This is a genomic window from Nonomuraea sp. NPDC049152, from assembly GCF_040648355.1.
Classification (GTDB): domain Bacteria; phylum Actinomycetota; class Actinomycetes; order Streptosporangiales; family Streptosporangiaceae; genus Nonomuraea.
Map to the genome: position 1 here is coordinate 234,383 of NZ_JBEZDO010000014.1, position 11,794 is coordinate 246,176.

An 11,794-nucleotide genomic window follows, 5' to 3' on the forward strand; every position below is an offset into this window, starting at 1 on the left:
ACCGGCTCCGGATAGGCTTGGCCCATGCCCGCTCCGCTCTGGCCAGCTCCGTTGGCGTCCGCTCCGGTCACCGCCACCGTCCCCCTGCCCGGCTCCAAGTCCGTGACCAACAGGGCGCTGCTGCTCGCCGCGCTCGCCGACGGCCCAGGCACGGTACGGCAGGCGCTGCGCAGCCGTGACGCCGACCTCATGGCCGCGGCCATGAGGTCGCTCGGCACCGAGCTCACCCCGTCCAACGAGAGCGCCTCGGGCGTCGACTGGCAGGTAACACCCGGCCCCGTCAGCGGCGGCGCCCGCATCGACGTCGGCCTCGCCGGCACCGTGATGCGCTTCGTTCCGCCCATGGCGGCTCTGGCGGACGGCGAGGTCTTCTTCGACGGCGACCCCCACGCCCGCACGCGTCCCATGGGCCAGATCCTGGGCGCCCTGCGCGCGCTCGGCGCCGAGGTCGACAACGACGCCCTGCCGTTCACGATCAGGGGCCCGATCGCCGGCGGCGAGGTCACGATCGACGCCTCCGCCTCCTCCCAGCTGATCTCGGGCCTGCTGCTGACCGCCGCCAGGTTCGAGAAGGGCATCACGATCCGCCACGAGGGCCCGCCCGTGCCCTCGATGCCGCACATCGAGATGACCGTCCAGATGCTGCGCGCCGCGGGGGTGCGGGTCGACGACAGCGAGTCCGACGTGTGGCGGGTCGAGCCGGGCCCGATCGCGGCCATGGACCTGATCGTCGAGCCTGACCTGTCCAACGCCGCGCCGTTCCTCTCGGCCGCGCTCATCACCGGCGGGACGGTGACCATCCCCGGCTGGCCGGCCCGCACGACCCAGCCGGGCGACAAGCTGCGCCCGCTGCTCACCGCGATGGGCGCCACCGTGTCGCTGACCGGCGAAGGGCTCACGGTCACGGGCACCGGCGAGATCGCGGGCATCGACGCCGACCTCCACGAGGTGGGCGAGCTCACCCCGACGATCGCCGCCCTCGCCGCCCTGGCCACCTCGCCGAGCACGCTGCGCGGCATCGCCCACCTGCGGGGCCACGAGACCGACAGGCTCGCCGCCCTCGTCACCGAGATCAACAGGCTGGGCGGCGACGCGGAGGAGACGGCCGACGGCCTCGTCGTCCGCCCGGTCAAGCTCCACGGCGGCACCTTCCACAGCTACGCCGACCACCGCATGGCCACCGCGGGAGCCGTCATCGGCCTCGCGGTCCCCGGCGTCGAGGTAGAAGACATCGCCACGACGGGTAAGACTCTTCCGGAGTTCGCCCAGATGTGGACGGAGATGCTGAGGAGCGGGCGGTCGTGACCGGCGCCGGCGCTCTCTTCTCGGGGCAAGGAGCGGACCGCTGAGAAAGCGGGAGTACGACGAGGACGACGTCAGGGTCAGGCCGGGCAAGGGCTCCCGGCCGCGGACCAGGCTCCGCCCTGCCCACGTGGACGCCGTCGAAGGCTTCGTGATCGCGGTCGACAGGGGCCGCTACACCTGCCTGGTCGAGACAGAGGGCCGCAGGAAGAAGGAGCGCGAGCGCCGCACGGTCACCGCGATGAAGGCTCGCGAGCTGGGCCGCAAGGGCATCGTCGTCGGTGACAGGGTCGGGATCGTCGGCGACGTCTCCGGCAACGCCGACACCCTCGCCAGGGTGGTCAGGGTCGAACCCCGCACCTCGATGCTGCGGCGCAGCGCCGACGACACCGACGACACCGACGGCATCGAGCGCCCGATCGTCGCCAACGCCGAGCAACTGGTCATCGTCACGGCCCTGGCCGATCCGCCGCCGCGGCCCAGGATGATCGACAGGATCCTGGTCGCCGCCTTCGACGCCGAGATCGACCCGCTGCTGTGCCTGACCAAGTCCGACCTGGCCCCGCCCGCCGAGCTGGTCTCGCTCTACGAGCCGCTCGGCGTGCCCTACGTCGTCGTCCAGAAGGGCGGCGACCTCGAGGAGCTGCGCGAGCGGCTGACCGGCCGCATCAGCGTCCTCGTCGGGCATTCGGGCGTCGGCAAGTCCACCCTGGTCAACGCGCTGGTCCCGGACGCCAACCGGGCGGTCTCCCACGTCAACGCGGTCACCGGCCGCGGGCGCCACACCTCCACCTCGGCGGTCGCGCTGGAGCTGCCCGAGGGCGGCTGGATCATCGACACGCCCGGCGTGCGCAGCTTCGGGCTCGCCCACGTGTCCGTCGAGACCGTCCTGGCCGGCTTCCCCGACCTGGCGGAGGGCACCGTCCACTGCCCCAAGGGCTGCACCCACCTCGGCGAGGGCTGCGCGCTCGACGCGTGGGTCGCCGACGGGCATGCCGACCCCGCCAGGCTCGAGTCGCTCAGGCGGCTGCTGTCCAGCCGCGAGGGCGCGCCCGACACCGACGACTGACGCCTCCGTACGGCGGTCGGCGTCCCGCCGGGGCGGCGGGCGGTCAGCGGTTGGGGCGCAGGGGCCAGATGACGGTCAGCGGTTGGGGCGCAGGGTCCAGGTGACGGTCAGCTCCGCCACAGGAGTGCCGTCGGCGTCGCGGATCTCCACGGCGACGTCGAACTCGGGCCGCTCCCCCGCGTCCAGCAGCGCGACGACCTCGGGACGGGAGGCCAGCAGCCGCGCCTCCGCCACCACCTCGCCCTTGGCGACCTTGCGGTAGCGGATCGTGGCCGTGGTCGGCAGCGGCACCGCCCGCGAGAGCTGGTCGCCGAACGCTGACAGCGTCGCCGCTCCCGAGGCCGTCTCGGCGAGCGTGAACAGTGCTCCCGCGTGCGGGCCGCCGACGTGGTTGTGCAGGTCGGGGCGGTCGGGCAGGCGGCAGATCGCCAGCCCTTCCTCCACCTTGTCGAAGGAGATGTCAAGGAAGCGGGTGAACGGCACCGTCTGCAGCAGGAACTCGCCGAGGTCGAGAGACATGCCGCTATGCTACTGGCGAGTAACTCTCAATTGGGATACGCCCGCTCTAATGGAAGCAAGGGCGAACGCGATAGCGTGGCTCTTCGTGACGGGTTACAGCGACGATCTGCGCCTTGCGCATGTCATGGCGGACGCCGCCGACGACCTGACCATGCGCCGGTTCAAGGCGGTCGACCTCAAGGTCGAGACCAAGCCCGACCTCACCCCTGTCAGCGACGCCGACAGGACGGTGGAGGAGGCGATCAGAGGAACGCTGCGCAGGGCCAGGCCCCGTGACGCGGTCGTGGGCGAGGAGTTCGGCAAGACCGGCTACGGCGCGCGGTCGTGGATCATCGACCCGATCGACGGCACCAAGAACTACGTGCGCGGCGTGCCCGTGTGGGCCACGCTGATCGCACTCATGGACCACGCCGAGGTCGTGGTCGGCCTGGTGTCCGCGCCCGCGCTCGGCCGCCGCTGGTGGGCGGCGCGCGACGGCGGCGCGTGGACGGGCAAGAGCCTGACCAAGGCCTCGCGCATGCGGGTCTCGTCCGTCGGCAAGCTGGAGGACGCGTCCTTCTCCTACTCCGACATCGAGGAGTGGGAGAAGGCCGGACGCCTCGAGCCGTTCCTCGACCTGGGCCGCGGGTGCTGGCGGACCAGGGCCTACGGCGACTTCTGGTCGCACATGATGGTCGCCGAGGGCTCGGTTGACCTGTCGGCGGAGCCCGACCTGTCCCCCTGGGACATCGCCGCGCTGACGGTGATCGTCGAGGAGGCCGGGGGCAGGTGGACGGGGCTCGACGGCGGCAGGGGCCTGGAGTCCGGCGGGCTGGTCTGCACCAACGGCGCGCTCCACGACGAGGTGCTCAGCCGCCTGAGCGCCCGCTAGAGCGCCAGGACCCTGGCGACCGCGCCCATGAGCGCGTCCCTGTAGGCGGCGCCGTACAGGCAGACGTGGACGAGCAGCGGGTGGAGCTGGTGCAGCGGCACCCGATCGCGCCACCCCTCGGCCGGCGGCGCCTCCTCGCCGTACGCGCCCAGGATCGTGTCCAGGTACGGCGCGCCGAACAGGGCCAGCATCGCCAGATCGCTCTCGCGGTGGCCGCCGTGCGCGGCCGGATCGATGAGCACCGCGCGACCGCCTGACCAGAGCACGTTCCCGCTCCACAGGTCGCCGTGGATCCTGGCAGGCGGCTCCGCGGGCCCAGCGATCTCAGGAAACCTGGCCACCGCCTGCTCGATCAGCCGCACCTGCGAGGGGGCCAGCCGCGCCCGCCGGACGAACGGCAGGACGCGGTTGGCGGCATAGAAGGAGGGCCAGTCGGCGGCCGGCTCGTTGGGCATAGGCAACTCGGCGATGAACCCGGGCCACGGGGCGCCGAATGCGTCCGCGCCCCGCAGGTGCGTCCGGGCGAGGTCGCGCCCGAAGTGTTCGGCGGCGGCACGGGTGGGCGGCTCGGTGGCGACCCATTCGAGGACCAGCCCTTCCTCGTCCGACGACACCACGGTGGCCGCGATGGGTTCAAGCCAGCGCAGCCCCGCCGCCTCGGAGGTGAACAAAGGGGAAACGGGACCGTACTTGCCGAACACCGGTCTGCCGTCCAGGGTTCCCTTGCGCAGCCGCCAGGCGTGCGAGGAGCCGAGATCCTCAGTCCAGACGATCTGCAAGGTACCTCGCCAGACCTTCGGCGGCCGCTTTCACCTGGCCGAGCACGATCTCGAAGCCGTCGCGGCCGCCGTAGTAGGGGTCGGGCACCTCCGCCCCCTCGGGGGCGTCAGGGTCGAACGAGCGGAACAGGCGGACGTCGGTACCTGCGGGAACGACGCTACGCAGCGCCTTGAGGTTCTCCCTGTCCATGGCAAGGATCAGGTCATAGCGGTCGAAGTCGAACTGCCGGGCGCGGTGCGGCGAACCGTCGTACCCGTACCGGGCGAGCACCTCGGCGGCGCGCTCGTCCATGGGGCTGCCGACGTGCCAGCCGCCGGTTCCCGCGCTGTCCAGCGCCACCTTGCCGCCCAGTCCGTGCTCGTCAAGGGTCTGCCTGAGCACCACCTCCGCCATCGGAGACCGGCAGATGTTGCCCATACAAACCAGAGATACGCGATACGTCATGTATCCCATCATGATGCTGACCTGGCTCGTTCACCGAACGTTCACCCCGATTCGGGAGTCGAGTCACCTTGGATCCCTAACGTCTGAGTCGACTAAGGACCAAGTGGGAGGAAACCCAACCGTGAAGTATGCAGGCCGGCTCGCCGCCGTCGCCGTCGTCGGCGCGCTCTCGCTCGCTGCGTGCGGCACCGACAACAACACTGGTGCCCCCGCCGGCACCACGTCCGCGTCCGCCGCCGCCCCGGGCAACGACAATGCCCTCAGCGGCACGATCAACGCGGCTGGGTCCTCGGCTCAGGCCAACGCGATCGACCAGTGGAAGAAGGACTTCCAGGCGAAGAACCCGAGCGTCAACCTGAACTACCAGCCCAGCGGTTCGGGCGCTGGTGTCCAGGCGTTCATCCAGGGCACGATCTCCTTCGCCGGCTCCGACTCCGCGCTGAAGGACGACAAGGGCGAGCCCGCCCAGGCCGACGCCCGTTGCAAGACCGGCAAGGCCATCAACCTGCCGATGGTCACCGGCCCTGTCGCGGTGGTCTACAACCTCCCCGGCGTCGACGGTCTGCAGCTGTCGCCCAAGACGATCGCCGGCATCTTCAACAGCACGATCACCAAGTGGGACGACGCGGCCATCAAGGCTGACAACCCGGACGCGAAGCTGCCGGCCACGCCGATCCAGGCCTTCCACCGCTCGGACGAGTCCGGCACCAGCGACAACTTCACCAAGTTCCTCAAGGCCACGGCCGAGTGGCCGTACGAGCCCGCCAAGGCGTGGCCTGCAGAGGCCAAGGGCCAGGGCGCCAAGGGCTCCGACCAGGTCGCCGCTTCAGTGAAGGGCGCCGAGGGTGCCATCGGCTACGTGGAGCTCTCCTACGCCGAGAACTCCCAGCTGCAGAAGGCCAAGGTCGCCAACGGTGCGGGCGAGTTCGTCGAGCTGACCTCGGACAGCGCGGCGAAGACCGTCGAGGCCGCCGAGATCAAGGGCACCGGCAACGACCTCAAGCTGAGCATCGACTACGCCACCAAGGCCGCGGGCGCCTACCCGATCGTCCTGGTGACCTACGAGATCACCTGCGAGAAGGGCCTGCCGACCGACCAGGTTCCGCTGGTCAAGTCCTTCCTCGGCTACACCGCGAGCGACGAGGGCCAGGCCGCGCTGAAGGACCTCGGCTACGCCCCGCTCCCCGCGGCCCTGCTCACCAAGGTTCGCTCGGCCGTCGAGGCGATCTCCTAACTCATGTCGACCCACGTTCGCACCCGAGGAGGCGGGCCGGCCACTGGCCGGGCCGCCTCCCGGCGCACCCATGGTGAGGGACCCTTCCGTTACGCCTCCACCGGTGCTGGAATCGTCCTGCTCGGGATCATGGCGGCCATCGCCGTCTTCCTGATCAGCGAGGCGATTCCCGCGTTGCAGGCGAACAAGGGCGACTTCTTCACCGATCTCATCTGGGAGCCCAACGGCAGCCAGGTCTTCGGCATCGCCGCCCTGGCGTTCGGGACCGTGCTCAGCTCGGCCCTCGCGCTGGTCATCGCGACCCCGATCGCGGTCGGCGTCGCGCTGTTCATCTCCCACTACGCGCCCCGCCGCCTCGCGGGGCCCCTCGGCTACCTCGTCGACCTGCTCGCCGCGGTGCCCAGTGTCATCTACGGCCTGTGGGGCCTGGTCTTCCTCGTCCCCCTTCTCAAGACACCGTCCGAGTGGCTCAACGCCAACCTCGGATGGTTCCCGCTGTTCGCGGGTGAGGGCGTCATCGGCGGCAAGACCATGCTGGCGGGCGGCATCGTCCTGGCGATCATGATCCTGCCGATCATCGCGGCCATCTCCCGCGAGGTCTTCCTGCAGGCGCCGAAGATGCACGAGGAGGCGGCGCTCGCGCTCGGCGCGACCCGCTGGGAGATGATCAAGATGGCGGTGTTGCCGTTCGGCCGCCCCGGCGTCATCAGCGCGGCGATGCTCGGACTCGGCAGGGCCATGGGCGAGACCATCGCGGTCGCGCTCATCTTCCCCGCCACCTTCGACATCAGCTTCCAGATCCTCACTCCCCACGCCAACAGCATCGCGGCCAACATCGCCAACGGGTTCGGCGAGGCGACCCCCATCGGCCGCGGCGCGCTCATCGCCTCCGGCCTGGTGCTGTTCGTCATCACGCTGCTGGTCAACATGGGCGCCCGCCTGGTGATCGCCCGCCGTAAGGAATTCTCGGGGGCCGCGGCATGAGCACCATTCAGCATGTCTCGACCGCGCGGCGGGTCAAGGACCGCATCGTCCAGTGCCTGGTCTACCTGGCCTTCGCGCTGGCCGTGGTTCCGCTCATCTCGCTCCTGTGGCTGGTCATCCAGAACGGCCTGGCCCGCCTCGACCTGGAGTTCCTGACCCACTCGATGCGCGGCATCGGCGCCCGCGACGCGGGCGGCGGCGCCTACCACGCCATCATCGGCACCCTCGAACAGGTCCTCCTGGCCTCGGCCATCGCGGTGCCCATCGGCGTGCTCACTGCCATCTACCTGGTGGAGTACGGCAACGGCGGGCGGCTCAGCCGTACGATCAGCTTCTTCGTGGACGTCATGACCGGCGTCCCCTCGATCGTTTCCGGCCTGTTCATCTTCGCCTTCTGGATCCTCTTCCTCGGCATCCCGTTCTCCGGGTTCGCCGGCGCGCTGGCGCTGTCGATCCTGATGATGCCGACCGTGGTCCGCTCGGCCGAGGAAATGCTCAAGCTGGTTCCGAACGACCTGCGCGAAGCCGCCTACGCCCTGGGCGTTCCCAAGTGGCGGACGATCCTGAAGGTCGTGCTGCCCACCGCGTTCACCGGCATCATCACCGGCGTCATGCTGGCCATCGCCCGTGTCGCGGGCGAGACCGCGCCGCTGCTGCTGACCGTGTTCTTCACCGACTCCATCAACAACGATCCGTTCAACGGGCCGCAGATGGGGCTCCCCCTCTACGTGTTCGACCAGGCGGCGCGCCCCAACGACACCGCCATCGACCGCGCATGGGCCGGAGCCCTCACGCTCATCCTGATCGTCATGCTGCTGAACCTGGTCGCGCGCCTCATCGCCTGGTGGCGCTCCCCTGCCAGGGCCCGATAGGAGGTATCCGCCCCCATGTCCAAGCAGATCCAGGTCTCGGGCCTCGATGCGTACTACGGATCGCACAAGGCCATCGAGGACGTCTCGATGACCATCGAGCCGCGTTCGATCACCGCGTTCATCGGCCCGTCCGGCTGTGGAAAGTCCACCTTCCTCCGCACGCTCAACCGCATGCACGAGGTCATCCCCGGTGCGCGCGTCGAGGGCAAGGTGCTGCTCGACGGCGAGGACCTCTACGGTCCCGAGATCGAGCCCGTCTCGGTCCGCCGCTCGATCGGCATGGTGTTCCAGCGGCCCAACCCGTTCCCCACTATGTCGATCTACGAGAACGTGGCCGCCGGCCTCAAGCTGAACGGCCGCGTGTCCAAGTCGGAGAGCGACGGCGTCGTCGAGGAGTCACTCAAGGGCGCCAACCTCTGGAACGAGGTCAAGGACCGCCTCAACAAGCCGGGCGCCGGCCTGTCCGGCGGTCAGCAGCAGCGACTCTGCATCGCCAGGGCCATCGCGGTCAAGCCGCAGGTGCTGCTCATGGACGAGCCCTGCTCGGCGCTCGACCCGATCTCCACGCTGGCGATCGAGGACCTCATGACCAAGCTCAAGGACGAGTACACGATCGTCATCGTCACCCACAACATGCAGCAGGCCGCCCGGGTGAGCGACCGCACGGCGTTCTTCAACCTCGCGGCCCAGGGCCAGCCCGGCAAGGTGGTCGAGATGGACGACACCTCCCGCATGTTCACCAACCCTTCTCAGAAGGCCACGGAGGACTACATCACGGGGCGTTTCGGCTAATGGTCGTCGCGGCGAACGGGGACGCCCTGACAGTACCCACCCTGCTGGTGGCCGACCCCGACGAGGAGGTCATCCACGAGCTGGCGGCGGCGCTGGAGCGGGAAGGCGTCGTGGTCACCGGCGTGACGGACGGCGCCCAGGCACTGCTGCAGGCCGGCGCGCTCCAACCCGACGTCGTGCTCGTCGGCGCCACGCTGCCGACCATCGGCGCGGTGGAGTTCGTGCGTGCCGTACGGCTCTCGCGGTCCGTGCCCGTTCTGCTCGGCGTCGGAGAGGGACATGCGGAGCAAGCGCTCCAGGCGCTGGCCGCGGGCGCTTCGGCATGCGTGGCCAGGCCGTACCGGGTGCTCGAGCTGCTGCCGTTCATCCAGGCGGCCTCCCACGGCGGCGCCGAGAATCGGAAGGTGCTCACGGTGGGCGGGGTCGAGCTCGACGTCAACGCCTACCAGGTGCGGGTCGGCGGCAGGGCCGTACATCTGCCGCTACGCGAGTTCGAGCTGCTGCACTATCTGATGCGCAACGCCGACCGGACGGTCACCCGCGAGCAGATCATGAAGCACGTGTGGAACTCCGCCGACGGGACCTCGACCAACACCATCGCGGTACACGTCAAACGGCTGCGAGCACGGCTCGGTGACGACGACGACCAGCTGATCCAGACCGTGCGCGGTGTGGGGTACCGGCTGATCACGCCGTCCCAGGTGTTCTGAGGGCCGTCTTCGGCTGCTATCGGTGAGGGCCCACCGTTTGGTGGCGCTTCGGCCCGCGTTCCTGAGCGCCACCGTCTTCCCGACTGCTCACATCAGGGCGGCGATGGACTCGTCGTCGCAGGTCTCCCAGAAGGCGCCCACGACGTCCTCCAGGTGCTGCATGGACTCCGCCCTGAACAACACGTCCTGATATTTCGTGATGTCGTACTGCGTGCGACCCATCACCTTCAGGTCGAGCGGCCTGATGTCCATGCTTCTGAACTCTTCGATCTCGCCGTACGACGACAGGATCCCCGCCCCGTACGCGCGCAGCTCACCGCTCTCGGCCATGACGCCGAACTCCATGGTGAACCAGAAGACCTTCGAGACGAACTCCAGCGCCTCCTCGCCCACCACGCGGCGCGCGGCGGCTCCCGCCAGCCGGTAGAGCGCCGCGAACCGGTCGTTGGCCAGCGCGTTCGCGTGGCCGATCACCTCATGGACGACGTCCGGCTCCGGCGTGTAGAACGGCACGGAATGGTGGCGGATGTACTGCGTGGAGTGGAAGTACCCGTCGGCCAGCACCCCGTAGAAGTCCCGCAGCGGCACCAGGCCGGCCGCGGGCAGGTACCTGAACCCGGTCAGCGGCTCCAGCAGCTCGCTGACCTCCTGAAGCTGCGGGATCCGCTCGGCGGGCAGGCCCAGTCTGGCCGCCCCGTCGAGGTACTCCGCTGTCGCGTACTTCCTGTGCTTGATCGCCAGCTCGCCCGCGACCAGCGCCCAGATGTCGTGCTCCTGCTCGGTGTACTCCGCCGCTGGAATGGGCTCACCCAGCCGGTAGTTCACGGCCAGGGCCGCGATCGCGTTACGCCTGGCCCGGTAGACCTGGTCGGCGAACCCAGGGTGCGACGCCGCCAACTCGACCACCACGGACCCGTCGCCCTGCTCGGCGACGGGCGCGAAGTACTGCGCTTCCTCGAACATGCCTGAATGACAGCAATTCCGGCTTTCCTTGGCAAGAGCGACCAGTTTTCCTAGTCGATTCGCCCACTATCGCCCTGCCATACTGTCTTAAAGCTACGCGAATCGCACAGATCGTCTGGAGGGTCATGGACGAGCTCGACACCCGGCTCCTCGTGACCATGCGCGCCCATCCGCGCGTGGGGCTGACCGAGCTTGCTCGCCTGCTCGGCGTGGCCAGGGGCACCGTCCAGGCCCGCGTCGAGAAGCTGACCGCGCGCGGGGTGATCCTCGACTTCGGCCCCACGGTCTCCGCGGCGGGCGCCGGCTACCCGATCCTCGCGTTCGTCTCCCTCCAAATCGCCCAGGGCCGGCTCGCCGAGGCCGTCCAGGCGCTGCGCGGGGTGCCGCAGATCCTCGAGGTGTACGGCACCAGCGGCCAGCACGACCTGCTCTGCCGCGTCGTCGCGCGCGACACCGACCACCTGCAGGAGGTCATCGCGCGCATCCTCGCCTCACCCGCCGTCCAGCGCACCGACACGACGATCGCGCTCTCGACGCAGATCCCCTACCGCATCGAGCCGCTGCTCACGCAGCGCGGATCGCCCCCTCCCACGACCTGAGGGAGCCGTCGTACCCAGCCAGCCTCCGCCGTCCTTCCCCTCACTGAGCGCCGTCATGTCATACGCCACCTGTACGGCGCTGCCGCCCCTTCACCGGCCTCCACGGCCACGGTGACGGTCCCCTGCCCAGCTGCCGGCGTGACACGGCAGTAGGCCATCAGGTGGCGCCCAGGCTCACCCGGATTGGCCAGGCCCATCGGCATGACCATGCGAACGGTCAGGTTCGCGCCGAACCGCCACCCAGGCCGTCGCGTTCCCGCCGGCATCGATCTCGAAGATCGTGCCAGGCTCGGTGTCGTCGTCGACCTGGTGCGGGAAGCAGGCAGGAGAAGGTTTCCTGGTCGGGCCGGTGCTTCCTGTCAACGTGCCCGCAGCGTGAGCATGCTTGGGAGGTGTAGGCGGGGTCGACGTAGACCGCGACCCCGGCACCTCCAGTCCCACGCGGCACAGGCTGGCCGGGAACCGCCCAACACTCCCGCACTCTGGCAACGCGTCTGACATCCCCAGAAATAACAAAAGGGCCCCACCAAGCCGGTGAAGCCCTCCCCAAAACACCCCGAAAAACACCGGGAAAGCGCATACCCAAAAAGCCCCCGGAAATGCCGAAAAGCCCTGCCAGGGTTTCCCCCAACAAGGCCTTCCAACAAAGATTGCG

13 protein-coding genes and 1 pseudogene are annotated in these 11,794 nt (G+C 69.5%); 9 read left to right on the plus strand and 5 right to left on the minus strand.

What is annotated here, in order from left to right; all coding sequences use genetic code 11:
* Positions 1-24: 24 nt before the first annotated feature.
* Positions 25-1,305, plus strand: coding sequence for a 3-phosphoshikimate 1-carboxyvinyltransferase (aroA, locus tag AB0B45_RS25795; RefSeq protein WP_358135087.1), 1,281 nt, complete (start codon positions 25-27; stop codon positions 1,303-1,305).
* 40 nt (positions 1,306-1,345) lie between these two features.
* The gene (rsgA, locus tag AB0B45_RS25800) at positions 1,346-2,371 is read left to right on the plus strand and encodes a ribosome small subunit-dependent GTPase A (protein ID WP_358135135.1); all 1,026 of its coding nucleotides are present in this window, start codon (positions 1,346-1,348) and stop codon (positions 2,369-2,371) included.
* A 75-nt stretch (positions 2,372-2,446) separates the two neighbouring features.
* Here rsgA and AB0B45_RS25805 read toward each other — a convergent pair whose 3' ends face one another.
* Positions 2,447-2,890 (minus strand): DUF4442 domain-containing protein, encoded by a 444-nt coding sequence (locus AB0B45_RS25805; protein ID WP_358135088.1) that lies wholly within the window; start codon positions 2,888-2,890, stop codon positions 2,447-2,449.
* Positions 2,891-2,975: 85 nt separating this feature from the next.
* Here AB0B45_RS25805 and hisN point away from each other — a divergent pair, with 85 nt between their 5' ends.
* Entirely contained in the window at positions 2,976-3,761 is a 786-nt protein-coding gene (hisN, locus tag AB0B45_RS25810; RefSeq protein ID WP_358135091.1) for a histidinol-phosphatase, read from the plus strand.
* On the opposite strand, the gene AB0B45_RS25815 is transcribed toward hisN, so the two are convergent.
* On the minus strand, positions 3,758-4,540 hold the full coding sequence (locus tag AB0B45_RS25815) for a fructosamine kinase family protein (RefSeq protein WP_358135093.1): 783 nt from the start codon (positions 4,538-4,540) through the stop codon (positions 3,758-3,760). The genes hisN and AB0B45_RS25815 overlap by 4 nt on opposite strands.
* A complete protein-coding gene (locus AB0B45_RS25820; protein WP_358135095.1) occupies positions 4,521-4,985 on the minus strand; it encodes a low molecular weight protein-tyrosine-phosphatase in 465 nt (154 codons plus the stop codon). Before AB0B45_RS25820 ends, AB0B45_RS25815 begins: the two co-directional genes overlap by 20 nt.
* Positions 4,986-5,106: 121 nt before the next feature.
* Here AB0B45_RS25820 and pstS point away from each other — a divergent pair, with 121 nt between their 5' ends.
* From pstS to AB0B45_RS25845, 5 genes are read left to right on the plus strand one after another with little or no spacing between them, the layout of a single operon-like run.
* Complete coding sequence (pstS, locus tag AB0B45_RS25825; RefSeq protein WP_358135098.1) at positions 5,107-6,219, plus strand: phosphate ABC transporter substrate-binding protein PstS; 1,113 nt, start codon at positions 5,107-5,109, stop codon at positions 6,217-6,219.
* Positions 6,220-6,222: 3 nt separating this feature from the next.
* On the plus strand, positions 6,223-7,203 hold the full coding sequence (gene pstC, locus AB0B45_RS25830) for a phosphate ABC transporter permease subunit PstC (RefSeq protein ID WP_358135101.1): 981 nt from the start codon (positions 6,223-6,225) through the stop codon (positions 7,201-7,203).
* Positions 7,200-8,075: a phosphate ABC transporter permease PstA gene (pstA, locus tag AB0B45_RS25835; RefSeq protein ID WP_358135104.1), complete on the plus strand. Its 876-nt coding sequence runs from the start codon at positions 7,200-7,202 to the stop codon at positions 8,073-8,075. The genes pstC and pstA overlap by 4 nt, the downstream gene beginning before the upstream one ends.
* Before the next feature lie 15 nt (positions 8,076-8,090).
* Positions 8,091-8,867, plus strand: a complete 777-nt coding sequence (gene pstB / locus AB0B45_RS25840) for a phosphate ABC transporter ATP-binding protein PstB (RefSeq protein WP_358135107.1) — start codon at positions 8,091-8,093, stop codon at positions 8,865-8,867.
* The gene (locus tag AB0B45_RS25845; RefSeq protein WP_358135109.1) at positions 8,867-9,577 is read left to right on the plus strand and encodes a response regulator transcription factor; all 711 of its coding nucleotides are present in this window, start codon (positions 8,867-8,869) and stop codon (positions 9,575-9,577) included. The genes pstB and AB0B45_RS25845 overlap by 1 nt, the downstream gene beginning before the upstream one ends.
* An 87-nt stretch (positions 9,578-9,664) precedes the next feature.
* Here AB0B45_RS25845 and AB0B45_RS25850 read toward each other — a convergent pair whose 3' ends face one another.
* Positions 9,665-10,540: a phenylalanine 4-monooxygenase gene (locus AB0B45_RS25850; RefSeq protein ID WP_358135111.1), complete on the minus strand. Its 876-nt coding sequence runs from the start codon at positions 10,538-10,540 to the stop codon at positions 9,665-9,667.
* A 125-nt stretch (positions 10,541-10,665) separates the two neighbouring features.
* Between AB0B45_RS25850 and AB0B45_RS25855 the strand changes: the two genes are divergently transcribed.
* A complete protein-coding gene (locus AB0B45_RS25855; protein WP_358135113.1) occupies positions 10,666-11,139 on the plus strand; it encodes an Lrp/AsnC family transcriptional regulator in 474 nt (157 codons plus the stop codon).
* Between the two features lie 322 nt (positions 11,140-11,461).
* Here the strand turns inward: AB0B45_RS25855 and AB0B45_RS25860 are convergent.
* A pseudogene (locus AB0B45_RS25860) lies at positions 11,462-11,566 on the minus strand (zinc ribbon domain-containing protein); the annotation flags it as partial.
* Positions 11,567-11,794 lie beyond the last annotated feature (228 nt).

Excerpts from the sequence above, each read along its gene's own strand:
- AB0B45_RS25855 (WP_358135113.1), top strand. The coding sequence starts at position 10,666 with ATGGACGAGCTCGACACCCGGCTCCTCGTGACCATGCGCGCCCATCCG.
- aroA (WP_358135087.1), top strand. The coding sequence starts at position 25 with ATGCCCGCTCCGCTCTGGCCAGCTCCGTTGGCGTCCGCTCCGGTCACC.
- pstC (WP_358135101.1), top strand. The coding sequence starts at position 6,223 with ATGTCGACCCACGTTCGCACCCGAGGAGGCGGGCCGGCCACTGGCCGG.
- pstB (WP_358135107.1), top strand. The coding sequence starts at position 8,091 with ATGTCCAAGCAGATCCAGGTCTCGGGCCTCGATGCGTACTACGGATCG.
- AB0B45_RS25850 (WP_358135111.1), bottom strand. The coding sequence starts at position 10,540 with ATGTTCGAGGAAGCGCAGTACTTCGCGCCCGTCGCCGAGCAGGGCGAC.
- AB0B45_RS25820 (WP_358135095.1), bottom strand. The coding sequence starts at position 4,985 with ATGACGTATCGCGTATCTCTGGTTTGTATGGGCAACATCTGCCGGTCT.
- pstA (WP_358135104.1), top strand. The coding sequence starts at position 7,200 with ATGAGCACCATTCAGCATGTCTCGACCGCGCGGCGGGTCAAGGACCGC.
- AB0B45_RS25845 (WP_358135109.1), top strand. The coding sequence starts at position 8,867 with ATGGTCGTCGCGGCGAACGGGGACGCCCTGACAGTACCCACCCTGCTG.
- AB0B45_RS25805 (WP_358135088.1), bottom strand. The coding sequence starts at position 2,890 with ATGTCTCTCGACCTCGGCGAGTTCCTGCTGCAGACGGTGCCGTTCACC.